The sequence below is a fragment of the Aeromonas sp. 2MA4 genome (assembly GCF_029237305.1).
Lineage (GTDB): Bacteria > Pseudomonadota > Gammaproteobacteria > Enterobacterales > Aeromonadaceae > Aeromonas > Aeromonas salmonicida.
Genome location: NZ_JAACFY010000004.1, coordinates 235,725 through 257,707 on the forward strand (window position 1 = coordinate 235,725; position 21,983 = coordinate 257,707).

At 54.5% G+C, this 21,983-nt stretch carries 17 protein-coding genes, 3 tRNA genes and 2 pseudogenes; 6 read left to right on the top strand and 16 right to left on the bottom strand.

The window, feature by feature from the left end; translation table 11 throughout:
* Positions 1-24: 24 nt before the first annotated feature.
* From tssG to GWQ31_RS06560, 7 genes are all read right to left on the bottom strand, one after another.
* Complete coding sequence (gene tssG, locus GWQ31_RS06530; RefSeq protein WP_059112431.1) at positions 25-1,023, bottom strand: type VI secretion system baseplate subunit TssG; 999 nt, start codon at positions 1,021-1,023, stop codon at positions 25-27.
* Positions 987-2,753 carry a type VI secretion system baseplate subunit TssF gene (gene tssF / locus GWQ31_RS06535; RefSeq protein WP_275908931.1) on the bottom strand — a complete coding sequence of 589 codons (1,767 nt, stop codon included), beginning with the start codon at positions 2,751-2,753 and terminating at the stop codon, positions 987-989. Before tssF ends, tssG begins: the two co-directional genes overlap by 37 nt.
* A 3-nt stretch (positions 2,754-2,756) precedes the next feature.
* A complete protein-coding gene (gene tssE / locus GWQ31_RS06540) occupies positions 2,757-3,188 on the bottom strand; it encodes a type VI secretion system baseplate subunit TssE (protein WP_087755878.1) in 432 nt (143 codons plus the stop codon).
* Positions 3,189-3,194: 6 nt separating this feature from the next.
* Positions 3,195-4,673, bottom strand: coding sequence for a type VI secretion system contractile sheath large subunit (gene tssC / locus GWQ31_RS06545; RefSeq protein ID WP_275908932.1), 1,479 nt, complete (start codon positions 4,671-4,673; stop codon positions 3,195-3,197).
* Positions 4,674-4,710: 37 nt separating this feature from the next.
* The gene (tssB, locus tag GWQ31_RS06550) at positions 4,711-5,214 is read right to left on the bottom strand and encodes a type VI secretion system contractile sheath small subunit (RefSeq protein ID WP_275908933.1); all 504 of its coding nucleotides are present in this window, start codon (positions 5,212-5,214) and stop codon (positions 4,711-4,713) included.
* Positions 5,215-5,869: 655 nt separating this feature from the next.
* Entirely contained in the window at positions 5,870-7,228 is a 1,359-nt protein-coding gene (locus tag GWQ31_RS06555) for a tetratricopeptide repeat protein (RefSeq protein ID WP_275908934.1), read from the bottom strand.
* Positions 7,229-7,486: 258 nt separating this feature from the next.
* On the bottom strand, positions 7,487-8,185 hold the full coding sequence (locus GWQ31_RS06560) for a DUF2931 family protein (RefSeq protein ID WP_275908935.1): 699 nt from the start codon (positions 8,183-8,185) through the stop codon (positions 7,487-7,489).
* 19 nt (positions 8,186-8,204) lie between these two features.
* On the opposite strand from GWQ31_RS06560, the pseudogene GWQ31_RS06565 reads away from it, so the two are divergent.
* Positions 8,205-8,804: pseudogene (locus GWQ31_RS06565) on the top strand (IS3 family transposase); the annotation flags it as partial.
* 87 nt (positions 8,805-8,891) lie between these two features.
* On the opposite strand, the gene GWQ31_RS06570 reads toward GWQ31_RS06565, so the two are convergent.
* From GWQ31_RS06570 to dauA, 9 genes and pseudogenes are all read right to left on the bottom strand, one after another.
* Positions 8,892-9,593 carry a DUF2931 family protein gene (locus GWQ31_RS06570; protein WP_275908936.1) on the bottom strand — a complete coding sequence of 234 codons (702 nt, stop codon included), beginning with the start codon at positions 9,591-9,593 and terminating at the stop codon, positions 8,892-8,894.
* Positions 9,593-10,306 carry a DUF2931 family protein gene (locus tag GWQ31_RS06575; protein ID WP_265458226.1) on the bottom strand — a complete coding sequence of 238 codons (714 nt, stop codon included), beginning with the start codon at positions 10,304-10,306 and terminating at the stop codon, positions 9,593-9,595. The genes GWQ31_RS06570 and GWQ31_RS06575 overlap by 1 nt, the downstream gene beginning before the upstream one ends.
* Entirely contained in the window at positions 10,306-12,237 is a 1,932-nt protein-coding gene (locus tag GWQ31_RS06580) for a DUF2235 domain-containing protein (RefSeq protein WP_275908937.1), read from the bottom strand. Before GWQ31_RS06580 ends, GWQ31_RS06575 begins: the two co-directional genes overlap by 1 nt.
* On the bottom strand, positions 12,237-13,037 hold the full coding sequence (locus GWQ31_RS06585; protein WP_275908938.1) for a DUF4123 domain-containing protein: 801 nt from the start codon (positions 13,035-13,037) through the stop codon (positions 12,237-12,239). The genes GWQ31_RS06580 and GWQ31_RS06585 overlap by 1 nt, the downstream gene beginning before the upstream one ends.
* A complete protein-coding gene (locus tag GWQ31_RS06590) occupies positions 13,034-13,834 on the bottom strand; it encodes an ADP-ribosyltransferase (protein ID WP_345893582.1) in 801 nt (266 codons plus the stop codon). Before GWQ31_RS06590 ends, GWQ31_RS06585 begins: the two co-directional genes overlap by 4 nt.
* 51 nt (positions 13,835-13,885) lie before the next feature.
* Positions 13,886-15,817 (bottom strand): annotated as a pseudogene (tssI, locus tag GWQ31_RS06595) (type VI secretion system tip protein TssI/VgrG); the annotation flags it as partial.
* A 305-nt stretch (positions 15,818-16,122) separates the two neighbouring features.
* The gene (gene hcp1, locus GWQ31_RS06600; protein WP_021140316.1) at positions 16,123-16,641 is read right to left on the bottom strand and encodes a type VI secretion system effector Hcp1; all 519 of its coding nucleotides are present in this window, start codon (positions 16,639-16,641) and stop codon (positions 16,123-16,125) included.
* A 558-nt stretch (positions 16,642-17,199) separates the two neighbouring features.
* Positions 17,200-17,287: transfer RNA gene (locus GWQ31_RS06605), tRNA-Ser, on the bottom strand.
* 274 nt (positions 17,288-17,561) lie between these two features.
* A complete protein-coding gene (gene dauA, locus GWQ31_RS06610; RefSeq protein ID WP_275908939.1) occupies positions 17,562-19,298 on the bottom strand; it encodes a C4-dicarboxylic acid transporter DauA in 1,737 nt (578 codons plus the stop codon).
* A 567-nt stretch (positions 19,299-19,865) separates the two neighbouring features.
* Here dauA and GWQ31_RS06615 point away from each other — a divergent pair.
* The 5 genes from GWQ31_RS06615 to GWQ31_RS06635 all read left to right on the top strand — a co-directional run bounded on the left by GWQ31_RS06615 (position 19,866) and on the right by GWQ31_RS06635 (position 21,982).
* Positions 19,866-19,941 (top strand) — tRNA-Asn (locus GWQ31_RS06615).
* A gap of 2 nt (positions 19,942-19,943) precedes the next feature.
* Positions 19,944-20,019 (top strand) — tRNA-Asn (locus GWQ31_RS06620).
* Positions 20,020-20,230: 211 nt separating this feature from the next.
* Positions 20,231-20,698 (top strand): hypothetical protein, encoded by a 468-nt coding sequence (locus GWQ31_RS06625; protein WP_275908940.1) that lies wholly within the window; start codon positions 20,231-20,233, stop codon positions 20,696-20,698.
* Between the two features lie 231 nt (positions 20,699-20,929).
* Positions 20,930-21,415, top strand: a complete 486-nt coding sequence (locus tag GWQ31_RS06630; protein ID WP_265422070.1) for a YqhA family protein — start codon at positions 20,930-20,932, stop codon at positions 21,413-21,415.
* 117 nt (positions 21,416-21,532) lie between these two features.
* Positions 21,533-21,982 carry a hypothetical protein gene (locus GWQ31_RS06635; protein WP_275908941.1) on the top strand — a complete coding sequence of 150 codons (450 nt, stop codon included), beginning with the start codon at positions 21,533-21,535 and terminating at the stop codon, positions 21,980-21,982.
* The last annotated feature ends 1 nt before the right edge of the window (position 21,983 follow it).

Genomic DNA, 21,983 nt, shown 5'->3' on the forward strand with positions numbered 1-21,983 from the left:
ATTCCTACACCGAATTTCCTGCGTTTATTCCTGTACACAGATAGTCACAAACGGGTCGCTCGGCGGTTGGCCGAGAAAGGTACTCCACCCCAGGCGCGCGCTCTGCTCTTCCCCCAATCGCAACCCCCTGGCCTGCTCCTGGCCAAAGCCGAGTCGCAGATCCCAGGCCAATTGGTCGCGCAGGATGAAGGAGACAAAGGTCACCAGCGCATGGAAGTGTTCCCCGTTCGGGAGAAAACCGAGAAACTGGCCAAAACTCAGGTCATTGATCTTCAATAAAAACTTGCCCGCACAATCATTCACCTTGTCACCGATGACGAAGTCGCCACCCAACGTGGCGCAAGCACCGCCCAGCCGGTTTTGCTGATCCTGATGGATGGGTACCTTGCGCCACTGCCAGGCACTCACTTCCACATCAGCCAGATCGAAACAGTGCGCCACCAGACCAGCCACCACCTCGGGCGAGCGGCTGGGGCTGGCCAACATGCCTGCATAAGAGAGCATCTTGGCGCGATTGACCGGCAGGCTCTGGCAGACGGCCTCATTGCCCAGCCCCACCAGGGCAAACATCAGGCGGGAGAAACCATCCTCGCCGTTGTCCTGAAAGCGCACGTGATAGCGATACTTGCGCCAGATCCTGTGCAGCAACGTCAGCAGGCGGTGGTGAAAGAAGTCCAGAAACAACCCGAGCTTCTGCTCCCCTTGCGCGTACTCCCACGCCAACGAATCCAGGTAATAACCGGGCATGGGTGACTGGCTGCCGTGCAAGCCGAGAAACGCCACTTCAAGCTCATGACGACCCTTGCCATCGCGACCCACCTGCAATACATCGCTGGTGGGAAAACCCAGGGACGCGGTCGCCTTGAAGCGGATATTTTCGTCACTCGGCAAATGGTCGAGGCCGCGCTCCTGATCGGCACCGTCCAGCCGGTTGAGCAGTTCAACCAGCTGGAAGAAATTGAAACGGGGCGCGTCCCTGGTGGAGGTCACATCAGGGAGTGCTGACCGATCTGGACTGGCCATTGATAGCGCTCCTTGTTGTCGAGATTGACCACCTCCAGCAGGTGGAAAGCATTGACGCTGGCATACAGGGAGAAAAAGTGAGCCAGCACTGTACTGAAGAGATAGAGCTCCCCTTCGCTGCCAAAGGCGGATTGGCGAATGGAGAGTACCGACTTGAGCCCGCGCACCGGCATGCCGCGCACCAGCCTGTCTACCGGTTTGGTCTCGATCTCCTCAATCCCCGCCAGTCGCTTGCGCGATGCCTGTTCTGCCTGCTTGTCATGGAGTGCGGGGAAGTCATAGGTGCGCAGTACTTGCACCAGGGCATCCCGACGCAGCAGAGAGACATAGTTGAGCGACAGGTTGGAGATAAGGGTCCAGTGCAGACTGCCATCCAGCGCCGGACGCAGCGGCCGGGTCGGCCGGATCAAGTTGCGAAAGGTGGCAAAGGAAGGCGAGCTGCCGGTGGGCACACAAATGCTGCCAGCCTTGAGACGGGCAGCTCGGGAGCGGTTGGTGCACGTCAGCGTGACCGAAATGGATTCGTCCAGCTCGACCGTGGTGGTCTCATCCCCGCGTACAAACGAGAGGTTGTGCTCGAAGCCATCCCCGCTGACCGACTCTTTGACCCGCACCCGGTAATAGAGTGCCAACCTGTGCTTGGCCCGTTCGATCTGGTGCTGAAAACTTTCAAACGGCTGGTAGATACGCGGCGTGCCGCGGGAGCGACCCAGGTTGCCTTCCACCCAGCCCTCGACTTGATCCACAGAGAAGATTTCGAAACTGTCCGCATGGCGATAACTCGCCTTGAGGGGATATTCCGCCTGACGGCCATTGAGATTGACCGGCTCACTGTCGTGCTGGAACAGGTTGATGGCCGGCACACAGTTGAGCATGAAAGAGTCTGGGCGGATCTTGAGTTCCGCCGGCAGGGGCCTGTCGAAACAGAAATGGAGCTTGAATTCGCTCACCGGCAAGGGTTGTTTCGGCCAGTCGCCGCCGCTGAGTTCAAAGAAGAGGAAGCTTTCCGGGAAGCAGAAATACTCCTGCAAGATCCGGTAGCCGGAATAGACATTGTTCGGATAAGGCAGGAGCGCGTCGTCGCGCTCGAAACCGACCGATTTCAGGGCCTTGGCCTCCTGGCGAAAGCGCTTGCCATCGATCTCCAGCTCTATGTGGGAGAGCTGGTTGGCGAGCCAGAAATAGAGCTCATAGGCGGTATAGCTGTCACCACCGAGGAAGAAACGCAGCTTGTCCAGCTGCAACTCGCAGAGCGGCAAGGGAGCATGCAGGGCAATATCCAGCGAGATGGTGGAGAGATCGTTACCACTTTGCGCCGAGATATGGCGGATATCTGCCGGATAAACCCAAGTATCGTGACAGGTCTGAAAGTGACAGGTCACCTCGTCGATGGGCAGGCTGTCGAGCTGACACCCCTGCTTGACCAGCGCCGGTTGAGCGATGGCCCCCGGAATAACCGCAAACTGCATTATGGTCATGCTGGGTACGGGGCGCAGATAGTTGGGCCAGAGCATATTGAGCAGACCATGGGTCAGCTCGGGAAACTCATCCTCGATCTTGGCGCGCAGATTGCCGGTGAGAAACGCGAAGCCTTCCAGCAGGCGCTCCACATCCGGATCAGTATTTTGCTCCGACAGGAAACGGGTGAGCTCGGGATAGGTATCGGCAAATTCGCGCCCTTGCAGGCGCAAAAAAGCCAATTCATCCCTGAAGTAATGTTCCAGCGACATTGATCAGACCATGCGGTAGTGACGGTGACTGTCCATATGGACGTTGAACGAGGTGACCTGCTCGATATGCTCCAGCCTCACGTGGGCCGTCACCTGAAACGACATCTCAAGCGGACTCGCCTGATAGTCGGGTGACCTTACATCCACATGAATGATCCGAGGTTCATAACGACGGATGCACTGCCGGATCGCCTCACGGATCCGCCCCTTGATATCCGCACTGCCTTGAGTAGCGTCATTGAGATCAATGACACCCAGATCAGGAGCACTGCGGCAATTGCCGGGACGGGTATTGAGAACCTGTTCGAGCTGCCGTTTGACAGATGCGATCAGTTCTTCAGACTCCGTGCGGGGGGAAGAGCTCAGCCCCTCCCCCCGGATACGATCAAACAGACTGGCCGCATTTCCTCTATCCCAGGAAGAGAGATACGGCATCGGGCATTATTCCTTGTCCAGTCGACCTACCAGAGACAGCTCGAAGCTGGCTCCCATGTACTTGAAGTGCGGACGTACAGCCATGGCAACCTGGTACCAACCCGGCTCCCCTTCCACGTCCAGCACCTTGATCTGGGCGGCACGCAATGGGCGACGGCTGCGCACCTCTGCCGGCGGGTTCTCCTGATCCGCGACGAACTGCTTGATCCAGCCGTTCAGTTCACGCTCCAGATCCTGACGCTCCTTCCAGGAGCCGATCTGCTCGCGCTGCAGCACTTTGATGTAGTGCGCAAGGCGGTTGATGATGAACATGTAGGGCAGCTGGGTACCCAGCTTGTAGTTGGTCTCAGCTTCCCGGCCTTCCTTGGTATTGGGGAACACCTTGGGTTTTTGCACCGAGTTGGCAGAGAAGAAGGCTGCATTGTCGCTGTCTTTACGCATGGTCAGAGTGATGAAACCCTCTTCTGACAGCTCATATTCGCGACGATCGGTGATGAGCACTTCGGTCGGGATCTTGGCTTGCAGCTGACCCATGGCCTCGTAGACATGTACCGGCAGATCGTGGATGGCACCACCGCTCTGCGGACCGATAATGTTCGGACACCAGCGATACTTGGCAAAGCTGTCGGTCAGGGAGGTGCCCATCAGATACGCGGTATTGCCCCACAGATAGTGGTCGTGATCCGAGCTGATGTCTTCCTGATAGTTGAAGCCCTTGATGGGATTCTCGGTCGGATCGTATGGCAGACGCGCCAGAAAACGCGGTGCGGTCAGCCCCAGATAGCGGGCATCTTCCGATTCGCGCAGTGCGCGCCACTTGGTGTAGGACGGGCCTTCGAAGACAGACTTGAGATCCTTGATGGAGGACAAGTCCGTAAAGTTGTCGACCCCAAAGAAGGCCGGTGCGACAGAGGAGATAAAGGGGGCATGCGCCATGGCGCCAACGGCACTGACATACTGCATCAACTTGATGTCGGGTGAGCTGTGGGTGAAGGCATAATCACCTATCACGGCACCGACGGGCTGGCCACCGAACTGGCCATAACCACTGGAATAAACATGCTTGTAGAGGCCGGACTGGGTGATCTCGGGGGAGAACTCAAAATCTTCCAGCAACTCTTCCTTGGTCGCATGCAGCACCTGGATCTTGATGTTTTCACGAAAATCGGTGCGATCCACCAGCAACTTGAGTGAACGCCAGGAAGATTCCATCTCCTGCAATTCTTTGGCGTGCAGGATGACGTCCATCTGTTTGCTCAGCTTCTTGTCGAGTTCGACAATCATGCTGTCTACCAACGCCTTGTTGACAGGATCGCTGGTGGTACCGTTATCAAGAATATTGGCGATCAAGGCGGCAACGCCTTGTTTGGCAACACTGTAACCCTCATCAACCGGGCTGATACGGGCCTGTGCCATGATTTCGTCCAGCAAGGACGAGGAGGCTACACTCGCCCCCGCTTGAACCTGTTCTTCGACCAAAGACATGTTTTTTCCTTTCTCGTCAATCAATCCAACCAACCGATCACTCGGCAGGCTTAATCAAATCCAGCTCCTTGAGCAGTTGCTCACGAGCCTCATCACTGGACAGCAGATCCTGCAAACGATTGCGGAAGGAAGGAATGTTTCCCAGCGGTCCCTTCAGCGCAACCAGGGCCTCACGCAGTTCCAGCAGCTTGCGCAGCTCGGGTACCTGCTGGGCCACGCTGTCAGGTGTGAAGTCTTCCAGAGACTGGATCTTGATCGAAACCGGCATCTCTTCCTGGCTGTTCTCCTCCAGGCGATTGGGAACGGAAAACTTCAGTTCCAGTGCGGATTCTTTCATGACAGAAGAGAAATTATTCTTGTCGATGGAGACGGTTTGACGTTCCTCGATAGGGGTTTCTTCAGTACGCCCCTTCATATTGCCAACGACCATCATGGTCAACGGAAGCTCTATTTCCGCCTGCTGACCACCGGTTGCCGGTACATATTTGATATTGATACGTTCTTTGGGCGCAACAGTGGCGCCATCGATACTCTTTCCCATGCTCTAAATACCAAGTTGTGGATCTGCCAAGACCCAAAAGCTTATAGCCGATGGATTAACCAACAACTGTCAAAAATGACAGTTGACTGTGTCGCTGAATAGCGACACGCGACTCCATAGGCCGACTGATATGTTTTTGATATAAAAAGAGCAGAGACTCTAATAATCAAAAACACAATATGCACCTTGTTATCTATACAACCCGATTATGCCTCTGCTCTTTGTCAGAGGTCATGTTGGCTTAAAGTGCCATTTGCGGCGAATGGTATATTCATCCATTCAGCAACGTCAATAAGACATGATTAAAATAAAATATTTACTTTAAAAAACAAGCGCTTGTGTACACTTATTGAAAAAACAAAAAATATTAAAACCTGTATGCAAGATGAAACAAAAGATATTCGAGATGACTATTATAAAAGAACATCCAATAAAGCAATGACGACGCGACAGGTATTGACGCCAAGCACCTGTTGCTGCGTCAACCCTTGTCACATATGTTCATTCACTCATCTTTAAACTCATCTGGCACAGGAATTACCAATGGAAGGGTAAAAAGATACATTTAAACAAAATAAATATAATAAGAGGTGACACTCAATGCCTAGATGACAGGCATATGATTTACAACGCTTTTAATAAAAAATTCATTCGATTAAATCGCGCCTTTCAACTTAACGAACCAGTGCTGCGCCAGTTTCTGACCGGAACTCTTCTCTTTTTCTGTCATCCCCTTTTCCAGCTCATCGCGCGCCTTGGTTGCATCACTATTACCATCCGTTGCAGCAAGCAAGTACCATGCATAAGCATGCAATCTGTTACGTGGTGCTCCCCACCCTTGCTCACGCATTATTCCCATACGATATTGCGCGTTTCTGTGATTGGCATTGGCTGCCAGTCGATACTGCTGCAGTGCCTGACTGTAGTCCTCCTTGCCGCCCAACCCCAGTCGTAGCATCTCAGCATAAGCGTACCGGGCATCGACATTGCCTTGTTGGGCTGCCTGCGCAAAACTCTGACGGGCTGAGGCCAGCTCCCCCCGTTCTTGTTGCAGCTTCGCCAATGCAACTTGTGCCTGACTGAACCCTCCCTGGGCCGCCAGCGTCAACCAATGCTCACGTGAAACAACATCGGTCTGCAGCAAGCTCAACTGATATTCAGCCTCATGGGAACCTCGACCAGCCGCCAGTTCCAGCCAATATCGGCCCAGCGCAAGATCCTGCGTTACCCGCTCGCCGGCCTGATAGGCCAATCCCAACCACAACTGGGCTGGCGCCGAACCCGCGTTAGCAGCACGCTGATAGGCAGTAAATGCCTCTGCCGAACTTGCCTGGCGAGCAAGCACCAGCAAGGCGTCCGGTTGCTGCTGGGCGGCAGCCTTCTCAAACCAGCGCTGGGCAATATCGGAGCGCTTGTTTACCCCCTTTCCCTGCTCGTAACGCAGCCCGAGTTGGTACTGAGCGTCACGATTGCCCTGCTCGGCCGCTTTTTCCAGCCATTTGATGGCCTCGGTATCGGCACCGGACTGCTTGGCATACCACTGCCCCAGGATCAGTTGCGCTTGGGCATGATCCTGTTTGGCCGCCTGTTCGAACCAGTCGAGACACTCGCTGACCAATTTGCCTTTATGGTGGAGCTGGCAATCCATCCCCAGCTGATAACTGGCCTCACGATTACCCAGTTTGGCCGCACGTTGCCACCAGTCATTGGCCAACGTTGGGCTCTTCGGCTCACCCAGGCCGGACTGATACCAGCGACCCACCTGCAACGCCGCTTCACCACGAATATCGCTATCCGCCGCCAAGGGGCCCGATTGCTGAGCTGCCTGCTTCATCCAGCGCATCGCCTCGGGATAATCAGGCTTGGCAGCCAAACGCTTGGCCAGTTCATACTGGGCTTTGCCATGGCCCTGTTGGGCTGTTTGAGATAGCTCGGACTCAGTGAGTGATGCAGTTGTGGTACAAGCGGTTAACCAGCTGCTCGCCAGTGCAAGCCATAAAGCACGGTATGTCATGAGAAAAATCTACGCTGATAGAAGTTGAAGATGAGTAGATGCCATATTACTGGCAGCTCCGTTATGCTACGTGACCACCTGATAGGCATAAAGCTGATGCCGCGCCGTCCCTGACTATTAGCCTTGCCTATCAGAAGGCCCCGATACTCTCTGCCAATTCTGCAGCCATGACATGGCCGTTATCACGATGGCAGGTCAGATACTGGGCCAACCAGTGTTGGTACTGCTTCATTGATACCTCTTAAACCACTATCCAAATTAATCGACCGGGTTGGTATCCGTCTTAGGCTGTGCGGCACGGTAGGCGTCCATGATCGGGGCCCAGTCCATACCGAGCGGTACAGGGTGTTGCTTGAATAGCTCGCCATATTTCTTGTCGAAATCATCCATACCGTATTGGCGCACTATCGGCACTCTCTGATCATACCAATCATCGGTCACCTCTTCGGCGATACCACGGACAAGCAGTAGGTCAGGGCTAAGTTGCAATCCTCCTCCGGTTAGCATGACCTCGAAATAACCACCAGGAGCCAAACCAAAGTAGAGCCGATTTCGTCTTTCATATCGTCCTTCGACTAAATACACCTGACGCATTTGCTGCTCTAAGTCGGTAGGTAAATCCACCTTGATGCGGTAGCGTTTGCCATCATGGAACGAAACCATCTCAATCACGGCTTTATCGGGGATGGGAACGCCATCGGTGGGCAGGCCACCGCCGCCCGCCCAATAGTAACGCTGTCCCTTGATACGGTCGGCAAGCAGACCTCCAGCCCCCCCACCAGCTAGACGGTCCGCATAAACCTGTTTCCCTCCAAGATAGAACTCGGTCTTGGTGTTCTTAGTAAGATCTATATTGCTGCCTGTACCATAATCCCAAGCAAATTTAGACAGAGATTGTGGAACCGCGCAGGCCATCAATGACAAGCTGACTCCCAACAATGCGACGATATATTTCATCTTTATGCTTCCTTGTTCTCTATCATCCAAACAGCCGGACACACACAGTTATAAGGTTGCACGGTCTGAACAACCGGACATTCCCAATCTGCTGGCCCGCGAATTTGATGTCCAGCAACCCAATCAGGTGTGGTGTGGCGATATCACCTACGTCTGGGCAGGTGGTCGTTGGCATTACCTGGCAGCGGTTCTTGACCTGCATATCCGGCGGGTTGTGGGGTGGGCGATGTCAGATAAACCAGATGCCGAGCTGGCCGTGAAAGCACTTGAGATGGCGTATCAACAACGAGGTTGTCCGTCAGGCGTGCTGTTTCACTCTGACCAGGGCAGCCAATATGGCAGCCGGGCATTTCGGCAACGACTGTGGCGCTATCGTATGACCCAGAGCATGAGCCGACGTGGCAACTGCTGGGATAACGCCCCGATGGGGCGGTTGTTCAGGAGCTTGAAGACGGAGTGACTTCCGGCGACAGGTTACATGAGTCTGCGGGAAGCGAAACGGGATATCAGCCATGACCTGATGGATTACTACAACTGGCGGCGACCACATCAACACAATAATGGGATACCGCCAGCAGAGGCCGATACTCGGCCTAACCAAATGTCCGGATTTAGTTGACCACTACATTGGGTCCTGTGGGGGCAGCTTGGCAGGCTGCGACTAACGGCAACAGCAGCAGTAATAGGAGTGTGCGCATCGATGCCATCATCGAACCGGGTTTATATCTGTCTTAGGCTGTGCGGCACGGTATGCGTCCATGATAGGAGCCCAATTCATCCCACTAGGAGTAGGGTATTGCTTGTAGGCATCCCTGTAATCCTTGTCAAAACGGGCCCAAGCATTTTTAAACTGGCTGGAGAGTGGGAAACGTTGATCATAAGGATCATCCGTGACCTCTTTGGCAATCCCCCTGGCCAATAGGATATCAGGTGTCACTCTGACACTGGTTAAAAATGCTTCCACATAGCCGCCGGTGGCCATGCCCAAGCCAATGTTATCTCGGCGTACTTCACGCAACTCATCCCTCACCTTGATGCGATAAGGCTGCGCAATCATGCTTTCCAGCTCTGTGGGCAAGGCCAGGCTGATGCGATAGCGCTTTTTATCGTGGAATGAAATCCACTCTACTTCTACCTTATCGGGGACGGGGTGAATATCACGACGCCCCTTGCCTATGCGCCAGCGATAGTCCTTTTCTTTGAGCGCTTCGGCGCCAAAAAATCCGGCAGAACCATTGATCGAAGCATCAACTAACTTGCCCTGACGATAAAAGAGTACCTCCGTCACCCATAGTTCATCTGAGTTGGAACCCACCATATGGCGCCAGTCCAGTTGTTTGGGGCCTGTGGGGGCTGCTTGGCATGCTGCGACTAATGGCAACAGCAGCAGTAAGAGTATCCAGCGCATTAATTAACCGGTTCATTGTCAGTGTGAGGTTGTTTGGCACGGTAAGCATCCATGATGGGCGCCCAGTCCATACCCTGCGGAATTGGGTGCTGCAGGTAAGTGGCGCCATAATCCTTATCAAATGCCGCAAAAGCATTATTGAATTGTTTGGAAAGTGGCACCTTTTCGTCTTGCCAAGGCCTTATTTCCTTAGCTATGCCTCTTGCTATTAAAATATCTGGTTTGACTTTGAACTTGGTTAGAAACACTTCAACGTACCCCCCTGGAGCAAGTCCAAGTGCGATTATATTTCTTCGTACTTCTTGGCGTTTTTCTGCATTCAATATCCAGTAACCTTGTGCAATCTGAGAGTTTAAATTTGATGGGAGCATCAAAGTGATGCCGTAGCGTTTTTTGTCATGGAAGGAAACCCATTCAATATCAACTTTATCAGGAATTGGCTGGTTGTATAATTTTCGTCCTGCACCTATGCGCCAGCGATAATCCTTTTCTCGTAAAGCCTCAGCTCCAACATAACCAGCATCACCGTTTGACGAGCCGTGAATGAGCTTCCCCTCCTGATAAAAATTGGCCTTTGTGTGCCATATTTCATCCGCGTTGGAGCCCACCATATAAGACCAATCCATAGTCTGTGGGGTGCTTGCAACACCTGTAGCGCTAAAACCCAGCAGACCCAGCGCTAGTAAAGGAAGTTTTATCCAATTGAATTTCATTATCCGCCTTCCTGATTATTGTAAATTTTACGTCCATCTCTACCATCGATATTATTCGCCATATTGACCAATCCAGTGTCTGCACTATGATGCAAGTATTCAAAACGAAGATAGCGATAGGCATCTGATGTTAATTTATTCGCTAAGTTTTTAACTATACCTCGTTCTTTAGCGGCATTAATCCATTGCTCATCTAGCTTGGCTAGATTGGAATGAGGAATCCGAATACTCAATGGTACTAGTGACAAATCAGCTCTTGCTTCATCCCATAATTGAAATGGAACTCCCACATCTCTTGCCGCTTCAACCATCATGTGTAGTGGAATGCGTGAGTATTCACCTTCAACCACACGATTGATCAATACTTCAACTTCGACATTCATTTTATCTGTCTTGGGGTGTCGACTGCTCCTCACTCGCAGGCTGATCTTATTCCTCACCGGCGCACTCGCCACATTAGGTAAATCAACAACCTCATTACCCCACCCCTTAATCACCTGTTCCTCGGCATACAGTTTGGCTCTTTGGTAGGCTCGGCTTTTCTTAGGGTCGAAGAACATGGACGACTCCTCGCTCCGACAAACTTTGATAGCAATTTGTTCGGTGATAGCAGGATCGCTATTGGGATTGCTCAAACTCCAGCGGCTGTAATAACCACCGCCAACATCAGAGTGAGCCCCAGGCACTATGACTTCTGTGAAGTTTGGTGCAATTTTGGTACCCAGTTTATCATCGGTGATGCGAGTCAAGGCAAAGAAAAAACGCCATTCATCGGCGGCAATAAGATGAACCACCCGCTCAGCGCAGTCTGGGGACAGGGTTACGTTTCGTTTCCTTGCAGAGGTTGTTACAGTATCAAATAATCCAGCAAATTTTATACGGCAATCGTCGCGACTAGCCCAATCGAAACCAGCCTTGAGCTGAATTCCGCTCTCTTTTTCCATCGAGTTTGCTAACAAATGCCCTGTTTTTCCATCAATAAAATTAATAAATTGCCGAGCAGCGGAAGCACCACGACTAAAACCAAATACGTCAAATTCAATTTTATGAATACAGTCAGTCTTAGAAAGAATTTCGCCTAATTGTTCATTTATTGTTTCAATAATTGTTGTGTCGCAGGCCTTTTCTACTTTGGATAGACTTGAAGTACTCCCTAAATCGGATGCTTGGCCAGCTCCAGCATCCTCTTCAGCATTCTCCGTGCCGATCCCATCAATATACACCTTTGCTAAAAGCTCATTGCCTTTCGGCACCCGATATAGTTCATAGGCTTTACCAATATTGGTAATGTCATTTGCTTGGCTTGCAACCTTTAGAGGAACATCCCCCGCCTCGCATTGTTTGCGCAGCGCTTCACGTTCCTCAGGGGTGGCACATTGCTCCAAAAATCTCTCGATCCCATCCTTGCCAATCAAATGGTTAAAAGTGTTGTTCGAGGTACCATCGAAGAAGAGCCCAACCCGCAAGATATTGATCTGATAGCCTTTAACTTCAATCACATAGGAGTGCTTGGTGAAAAAGCGAGTAGGCTGAGCCTGTCCTGACTGATGTCTTTTCGGTAGCGGCTGTTCTGGCTCGGTGAGACAAAGGTCGCCAGTGGTCACCTTGATATGCTCTCGTTTGACGTCGCAGTGCCCGAATAACTTGTCTGTATAGGTGGGTACCTGTGTGGTCTCACCCTCCTTGAGGGCCTCACGGGACTGCGCCGCCTTGAGCCAGGCTGGCGTCTCGATTTTTACAGCCACCGGGCCAACTGCAAAACCACGCACCAGAGTAGGCCCATCCTTCAGGGTGACCGTTTCTGACTTGCCGGTTTCGTCAGTCAAAGTGGCCTTGAGCCCCTTGAACGAACAATTGTGCTCATCACGAACGTCTATCTCTATCCAGTTATCATAACGTTCGCAAGGGATACAGTGGGGATCTGCCGCCATCAGGATACTCCTGTCAATTCGTGATGTTTGTTCAGCCAGTTGGCTACCTGAACCAGCTCATCATCGGTCAGCATCAAAGGCGTCCGTATCTCTTCAAGAGGCAGATTGGCCTGCAAGGCCAAGGCGCCAGCCACCACACCATCGCGCACATCCTCTTGCAGCCCATCCTGATTGGCCTGTTTAAGGGTGGGTAAAATGGTCCCGGCCGGGTCAGGATGGCGCTCCATCATAGCCGTCATGGTCTGCCATAACCGCCGCCGCAAGATGTAGGCATGACGGTTCTCGTCGTAGAGTCCAGCCAGATGATGAGGCCGGATATGAAACCAGGGAGTTTGCAAGGCCGGTTGGAACCGGGCATTGGGCGTGCGAACGAAGGCTTCATCATGGATCCAGAGCCCGGAACAGGGACCCAGCACACTATCGCGTTCATCAGGGGTCATGGCGCTGAGCATAGGCAGAAAAATGCGTGGGTCAGAGAAACGAAACCAGACTGCTTCTCCCTCGCGTATCGCTTCTATCAGGCTCTGCCAATGGCGGCGGATCAGCTCCACTGATTGGTCGCTGATCAGGTAGAAGCCGCTCAGGGCAGGATTGGCCATCATGAACTCAGTGGAAGGCGCAGGTAGCAACCAGGGCCCCAATGCAGACTGCTCATCAAAAGCGGTACCGGCAAAAAGTGGATTGGCATTCTCTCCATCATATGCATAGAAATCCGCCACGGCTGAAACCGCCTGGGCTCCATCGATGACGGCATACGTCTCACCCGCTTGCTCGCCAGCGAGCCAATCAGATAACGTCATAATACGGAAACCTCTATCAGTCGCTTGATCCTGCTGCGGTTGTCCGATGCATTGTCAGAGGTTGGAATCGTATTGAGCAAGGTATCGAAATCACCGCTCATGGAGGAAACCACCCGATCGACCCTTAGCTTGGTCTGCGTCGGAAACAGCATCTCAGCTTCCCCCTTGAAGTGCGCCGCGTCTCCCAGCAGACGGCCACCATGACCGGCAGGCAGGCGGATCTTCAACAAGGTATCGTTGACCCAGGCCTTGTCCGGTGAGGTACTCATGAATCCTGGCTCAACAACAATATTGCCCACCCCGGTGAACTGCTCTTTCAGGGCTGCAAGCTCCGGCTTGTCTAGCGCTAGCCCCCGGTAAACGAAAGACAACTCAGGTGAGGCCGGCAATTTGGCCAGACCAGCCTCCACATCGGCAACATAGGCCTTCATTGCCTTATCAAATTCACCCGCAGATGTCGGCTCATCATTCAAATAGCTGCGACTAAGCAGGGTATCGATGGCCTCTCGCTGCTTGTAGGGGCGATCACGCAAATAGTTATTGAGCAATGCGTACCCCTGCGCCGAATAGTATCTGAGCGCTTCATCCGCTTTGGATATCTCTACCGTCGCCCACTTCTTTGCCGGCTTTTTACCTTCCCCTTTGGCCGCAACAGGTGGCGGCGGCGGTGGCATCCCTGCGCCTCCGGCAAGCTGGGGTGGGGCGAGCGGTGGAGCCGGTGGCCCCTCGGCAGGCTGGGGTGGTACCGGCGGTGGGGCTGCTGGACAAGGCTTGGCCAGCGGTGCCATGGACTCCATGCTCTTGTGAATGGCCGGGGCTGGCAAAGTTGCTGGTGGTGGTGTTGGCACTTCGACATTGCCTGGCAGGATTGGGGCTTTGCCCCCCCAACCAGCACCTGAACCTGGGCTGCCACCCGAGTTCATCTTGATGGTGGGGCCGACCAGAGTAACGCCGCCACCATCGACCTTGATAAAACAGCCGCCCACCTTGACGGTGATCTCAGACCCCGCTTCCAATACCACTTTGGCGCCGGCCTTGACGTGCACTTCCTGCCCTGCCTGGGTGAGCCAGCTCTGCCCCAGCTTCTGGTGCATGGAAGCATCGACAGTCAGCGACAGGTCACCCTTGATATGGTCCCGCTTCTCCCCCTCCACCGTCAGGTGGTCGTTGGCCTTGATGCGAGTCACCCGCTCGTTGTCGATGTCGGTGTGCTGGTCGTGCTTGATGTGCCAGGCCGCATCATTTTCAATGAGCACGTTCAGGTCTTTCTGACCGTGGATGTAAATCTCTTCCTGCCCCGCCTGGTCTTCAAAACGCAGTTCGTTAAAGCCTTCGCCCTGGTGGGTTTCGGTGCGCAGCACGGTACGGGTCTTGTTGGCAGGCAAGTCGTAGGGCGGCCGGTTGGTGGCGTGGAAGGTGCGACCGGTGACGATAGGCTGGTCGGGGTCCCCTTCTAGGAAAGAGACGATGACCTCGTGGCCGATGCGCGGAATGGCCATTATGCCGTATTGGCCACCCGCCCAGCCCTGGCTGACACGCACCCAGCAGGAGCTCTGGTCGTTGGAGCTGCCATATCTGTCCCACGGGAATTGCAGTTTCACCCGGCCGTGTTCGTCGCAGTAAATCTCCTCCCCCTCGGGGCCCACCACGATGGCAATCTGCGGGCCGTCCACCATAGGCTTGTGGGGGGCTTGTGGGCTGCCGATACGGGCACGCCAGGTGGTCGCAGCTTTGACCACCCCAAACTCGTTGTGGTAGACGGTCGGGCCGCTGCCCCCCTCCTCTTCCAGCGCCTGGGGCTGCAAGCCGGTGTGGCTGATACGCACGATTTGCCAGTCGATATTCAGATTGCCGTTCGGATGCTCGGTCAGCGAGAAAAACTGGCCTGGCAGCAGGGCTGCACTGTTGGATTTGCCGCTGCCCGCCACGGCGTCATTGCGAAGCGCATCGAGCCTGTGCTGGGCAAACGCCTTGCCACTCGGGTCCTGCTTGTAACGGCCCGGATAGTCAAAGTGCTGGTAGCTATCGCGCTGATGCTCCAGCTCGCTGCCCTGTTTCTTGTGGGAGAGCCCGTAGGCCGGGGTCTTGAAGCTGTAGTCCTTGAGCTCCACATCAGAGGGGCGCACCGCTTCCCGGTAGTGGAACTGGCGCACATAGGGGCCCTGCTCCAGCGAGCGGTTGCCCAGGTTGAAAAAGAGTTCGGGGCCGGCTGTCAGCGCCGCCGCATCGTCGGCAAAGACAATGCGGTGTTTGCCTGCTTCAAATTCGTGGAAATAGAAGAGCCCCTCTTCGGCGGCGAGCCGGTTGACAAAATCGAGGTCGCTCTCGCGATACTGTACGCAGTATTCGCGCTGAGCATGCTCGTTTTTCAGCGCAAAGGCGTAATCGGTAATGCCGTGCTCTTGCAGCAGGATACTGAGGATTTTATCGGGTTTCTGCGCCTGGAAGATGCGGGAATTGTGACGAAGCGAAAGCCGCCACAACGCCGGCTGCACCAGCAGCTGGTAGCGGGTGCGGCGAAAGCCGCTGTCCCCTTGCGCAAAGTCACTCACTACCCCGCACACCCGCCGTTGCAGCTCGCCGTTGTACCACACCATTAGCTCGCACGGCTGGTCCAGCACATCGGCAAAGTCGACATCCGGCTGGGGGCTGGCCAATTCCAACCGCAACTGGAACGGGCTATTCAGCGCCTCTTCCAGCGCAAACTCGGCCACCACGAAAGTGCTCTCGGGCAGCGCCCCTACCTTGACGGTGAATTGTAATCCTGTGCTGTCTGCCATCGGTGAGCGCCTCTGAGATATGGTGCAGCCCCGTACATTCAGGGGCTTTTCAAACTGTGTGAGAGATCCGCCATCGCCCTGGTTTTTCTGACACCATGGCTACCGCACGCCCTTGACGGCGTGCGACAAGACGTGAATTCGGTTTTTTTCTTGTACCCACTCGCAAAGAGCAAACGGGTACAAGAAAAAATCGGGGCGGTGCAAAACGGGGGAGTAGAAGACAGTCGGCGAGATATCCTCAAATGGATGCTCGTCAATCGCGCAGATAGCAAAGGGCACCGCAAGCAGTGCCCCTTTGTATCAACTTACGCTTCGCTAGGTGCGCGCCAGTCGTCAGAGCCGGAGGTACCGGCGACCGTGTGTTCCCAGTCAATCTTGCGGTAGGCCAGAGAGACCTGGATCAGCTGGGTGAAGTCAGACTTCGCCGGATCCTGGCAGTGGGGCATCTGGCAGTCGATATCGACTATGGTGGCATCGGTCAGCACGGTAGAGAAAAAGTGCTCCTGCTTGCCTTCCACAGAAGTGCGATACCACTTCAGGGTCACTTTCGGCAGCATTTCACCGGAGGCCAGGGCGTTGTACATCAGCGGTACGGCCTTGTTCAGGGCAACGGTGAATTTGAACGGCTTGTGGACACGCTGGCCGGCAGGCTGGCCAGATTGCGGGTCAGTCGGCACTGTGACGACGTGTTGGAACTCTTGCACCAGCATCTCGTCTTCGTGGCCCTGCACGAAGATGTTGCCGACGGAATCGGAGGTGAAGGCACTCGCGGTGATGTTGCCCTGGGTTTTACCTTCGATGCTGATATAACATGGAGTTGGCATGGGTATGCTCCTGATTGGTTGAACGGTAATGACACTCGACCGAAACCATTAGCAGTGACCATGCCAAACATTTTTATTTATAAAAAACAAAGACTTATGAAAAACCCAGGTCTATACCCTCACAAAAAGAGCGCAACAAGTTGCTCGAGCGGCATATAGCACTACAAAAAGTTGCACCCTCAGCATTTAAAACCAAATTTAAAGCAATTTTTTGCTCATAATGACACTTAACCCCGTAAGACTGGTGACAGCGTCTTGTGGCTGACCTTCCCACTGAGCTATCAATTAGTAGGAGAGCAGTCGCTGAGGTAATCCACTGATGACGACCAGATCACTCGATGCGATCAGCGTAATGAAGAGGCTGGGCGAAGAGCTGAACCGATATGGGATCGAATGGCTGCCATGGAAAAACAATACCCCCAGACAATCAGATTGCCTGGGGGTTTGCTGCATGTCAGTGATAACGAGATCTGTACACATATCACGTTCGAACCGGGCAGTCCGTCAAACGGGCATAAAGAAAAGGGCCTGTCTTGCGACAGGCCCTTTTCTTTTATTTGGCGGTGAGGGAGGGATTCGAACCCTCGATACGTTGCCGTATACACACTTTCCAGGCGTGCTCCTTCAGCCACTCGGACACCTCACCAAATTTTCACTTCGTTGAATTGGCTTTCGGATCACGCCATGCGTGCTTTCTTGCCGACTTCGTCGGTGGGCAACCATTCTGGCATCCCACCAAATTTTTTATCACATTTTCAGGTGCCTGAGTTGCACCATCGCTTGCAGACCATGCCGCAGCGACGGGGCGTAATGTAAGGGATGCATTGTGTTTTGGTCAATGCAATTTTGCGGTTTTCAATCTGTTTGCTCAAGAACCGAGCCAACTGCGCAAAATCTTTCCACCTCTGCATCCCATACCATCAACTGGCGGCCTGTTCGTGACTCTGCTCGCCTTTCAATGCCTCTTCCAGAGAGCCATAAAACTCCAACTGACCCGGTACAGGGCGCACCTTGGCACGCGCCAATGTCTTCAACGGCTGAAACTGCAACTCGGCTACCCGCAGCTCCACTCCGGCCTTGGCCATCTGCTTTTCAAACTGCAGGAAAGCAGAGAGTCCCCCGGCATCCAGGATGGAGACAGCCTCCATCTGCAATACCAGCAGCTTGTGCCCCTGGACCTGAGCCACCAGCTCGCCAAAGACACGCTCGGCTGCCGCAAAAAACAGCGGGCCGTTGATCTTGTAAAGCAAGGAATTCGCCGGCACTTCGTCGGCATAGCGCTTGTGATCGGCCAAATCGTGCAGCTTGGTCATCTTGGCAATTTCACGCATGAACAACAGCGACGCCAGGATCACCCCGAAGGTAATGGCAATGACCATGTCAAAGATGACGGTCAACGACAGACACACCACCAACACCAGCACATCGGATTTGGGGGCGCGACGCACCAGCTCCACCACCTTGTGTGCCTCACTCATGTTCCAGGCCACGATCAGCAACAGCGCAGCCATGGCCGAGAGCGGCAACCAGGAGAGCCAGGGTGCCAGCACCAGAATGGCGGCCAGTACCACAAGCGCATGCACTATGCTGGAAACCGGCGAGGTGGCACCCGCCCGTACGTTCGCGGCGGAACGGGCAATGGCCGCCGTTGCCGTGATACCACCGAAGAAAGGCGCCAATATATTGCCCAACCCCTGCCCCACCAGCTCGGCATTGGAGCTGTGCTTGCGACCCGTCATGCCATCGAGCACCACGGCGCAAAGTAGCGACTCAATGGCCCCCAGCATGGCCATGGAAAATGCAGCCGGCAACAAGCGCTCGATGGCCGCCAGGTTCCATTCGACCGGTGAACCATCCGGCCCTGGCAGTGCCCAGGGCATTACCAGAGTCGGCGCTATGGGCGGGATCCCCATACCTTGTGTGCCATCGGCCAGGGTATAACTGAACTTGCTGCCAATGGTGGCCACATCGACACCAAAGTAGTGCAGACCAAACCCCAGCCCCACCCCCACCAGCACGGCGGGCAAGTGACCGGGCACTGGCAAGCGCAGCCGTGGCCAGAGCAATAACACGGCCAGGGTAGCAATCCCGACCAATGTGTCACCCCATTGCCAGCTTGGCAGGGCATGTACCAGCGCCTCTACTTTGCCTATGTAATTTTCCGGTATATCGGGCACCTGGAGCCCGAAGAAGTCCTTGATCTGCAAGGTGGCTATCACGATGGCGATCCCGCCGGTAAAGCCTAGGGTCACTGACGGCGGAATGTACTCAATCAGGCGCCCAAGTCGGGCCATCCCCATGGCGACCAGAAAGAAGCCCGAGATCAGGGTCGCCATCAGCAGGCCACCGACCCCGAATTGCTGGGCCACCGGGTAGAGGATCACCACGAAGGCGGCGGTCGGCCCCGACACGGAGAAACGGGATCCACCGGTCACCGCAATGACGATACCTGCGATGATGGCGGTATAGAGACCATGTTGTGGTGGCACGCCGCTGGCAATCGCCAGCGCCATGGCCAGCGGAATGGCGATGATGCCGACCGTGACGCCGGCGATCAGGTCACGGCCAAAGCGAGGGATGCTATAGGGTTCATCAATACAGGATTGGCGTAAAGCAATGGCCAGCTTCACGCTTTGCAAGGGAGCTCGGTTGTGCATGTATGTCGTAATACCAGAAGAGGGAGATAAAGGCCGGATTGAACCGGCGCCCGATCATCATCAAGGGCCGGCAGAACTGTCGACACGGCGATGGTATCCGGGGCAACCATACTCCAGCCAAGGAAATATTTCGATGGGCAGGATCAATGAATGACCATTACACCGCAAAATAGCGGTTTGTTGCTGGCATATCGCCGATTTTTATCACCATTACGCAGATTTTTCACTTCGCCTGCTAACCAAATGCACACGGCCCGCGGCAGACACTTGTCTACCATCGGGGCGGTTTATGAGGCATGGGTCCTCCCATTCACCCACCCCATTTTTATTGAACGGGCAGGGATGGTTGGCCATCACTGAGCAGCCAGAACGCAATCCGCCACCAGCGCAAAAATTGATAACGTGGCCGCCAGAGGCCAATCTCAAGCTGCTGATTGTGCTGAAAATAGTCCACAATGACCAAGTTTTGGACAAACAGGGCGAAATTCCATTTTTTGCGCCGGATCGCGGGTTGACACCCAGCCGACAGGCTATTAATATCCGCACCGTCTCAACGAGACAGGCAATTCCTCCTTAGTTCAGTCGGTAGAACGGCGGACTGTTAATCCGTATGTCACTGGTTCAAGTCCAGTAGGAGGAGCCAATTCCCTCGTAGTTCAGTCGGTAGAACGGCGGACTGTTAATCCGTATGTCACAGGTTCAAGTCCTGTCGAGGGAGCCAAATTACAAAGCCCAGTCTCAGGACTGGGCTTTTTCATGTCTGCCACATCCTCCACTTACTCACCCTCTTTTCCTTTCCATCACGGCTCGCCCCCCATTGCAAAGCTGGCTCTCGCCTCCCGATCAGGAGACAGACACAAGCAGGTAGCCCTTGGTCGCACGCAGTACTACAGTGGACGAGGTGAATAACCTGACAACAGAAGCAAGCAATTATGATGCACAAGACCATGATTACGGCGGCAGCACTGGCCCTGCTGATCCAGTCCCCTGCCCACGCCATCAGTGCCAAATACCGCCAGCAACTCGAAAACTCCGGCTGCACCCAGGCCTCCGAGTTGCAAGGATGCGATATCACCAAGAGCAAGGCCGAAAATGCCAAGGCTGGTTTTGGCGAGACAGCCACTCCCGCGAGCACGGAGGCCGCCGCAGACACCACACCCTATGCTGGACAATGGGTGGCAAAAAGCAACGAAGGAGCCACAGTTGCCACCATCCGTATCGATGGCAAAGAGCAGGTTTGGGTCAATGGCAAACAGGTCAAGGCAAAGCGGGCTGACGGTGCACTGCTGTTCAAGCAGGGCACCCTCACATTTACCATTCAGGGCGATCGCCGTCTGAAGGGGGAAGATGTCTGGAACGATAGTGATGCGGGCACCAAGGGCCCCATCAATATCGAGTAATAACCGAGGTGCCCGGCCCACAACCGGGCGCCTGTTCTGCATTCTGACTGGATTGCATCAGTACCGAACGCTTGCCATCTGTGACAGTCGCCCATCGAATGTCAGGGCAGGCCCCATCAATGCGACACCTTCTACCGAGCAAGCGGCCATGCAGGCTTTATCAGTAAAACATGCATTCGTCGCCTGACTCAGGCGATAATCAGCCCAATTTCACCCTACTCAGGAGTTCTCATGCGTCGATTCAACGTCATGCTCAACGGCAGCCGATTGATGATGTTCCCCTTCTATGTCTGCATCCTTGTCTGTGTCGCCCTCTTGATGGTGAAGTTTGCCATGCAGCTCTATGTGCTGTGCCGCGACATCATCGACATCCCCTATCTGGATCTGATCACAGGGGTGCTGACCCTGGTGGACTTCGTGCTGGTGGCGCAGATGCTGATCCTGGTGGCCATCTGCGGCTACGTGCAGTTCATCAAGACCCCGGAGCAGCGGGCTGCCCTCGGCGACAACTGGCTCAGCAAGATCAACTTCGCCTCCCTCAAACTCATCGTCATCAACTCCTTGGTGACCATAGCTGGGATCGAAGTGCTCAAGGCCTTTCTCAACGACGGCACCGGCAACGAGATCGAGATGAAGTGGTCAGTCATCGTCTTTTTGGCCTTCTCCACCGCTGCGCTTATCTATGCGGTGACCGAGCGGCTGGCGGAACACAAATAGGGCCCGGCGTCATTCAGGGTCTATTCATCAAGACCGGAATTGATAACTCTTTTCATTACCTTTACCCCATTGTAAACTTGCTCCCCCGGGCTGCATTGCCCGGGCGCTGGAGCACCTATGACAAGCCTTTCTCTCTCACCCCGACACTGCTGGCAGTGGCTGGCCTATCACCATCAGGCCGCCGAGGGCTCCCTCTATCTGATGTTCTTCTCCGGCCTGCTGCTGTGGGAGCCGCTGACCCCGCTCTGGTCCCTGGCGCGCTGGAATCTGTTTTTCCATGTGATGCTTTCGCTCACCCTGTTCCCCCTGCTGTTTGGCGCCTTCTGGCTCTCTCATCGCAGCCTGTTGAACCGCAGCAACAAGCCCTTTTTGCGCACCACGGGGCGGATTATCGAAGCCTTGCTGCTGGTGTGTCTGGCCAGCGGCCTGCTGCTGGTGCTGCATGGCACTCCGGGCGATGCCATGGGCAGCCTCGCCAGCTGGGCCCACTGGCTAAGCGCGTTGGCGTTAACTCCTCTGGTGCTGCGCCACGCCTGGCGCTGGACCATTCTGAAATGGCGCGCCTGAT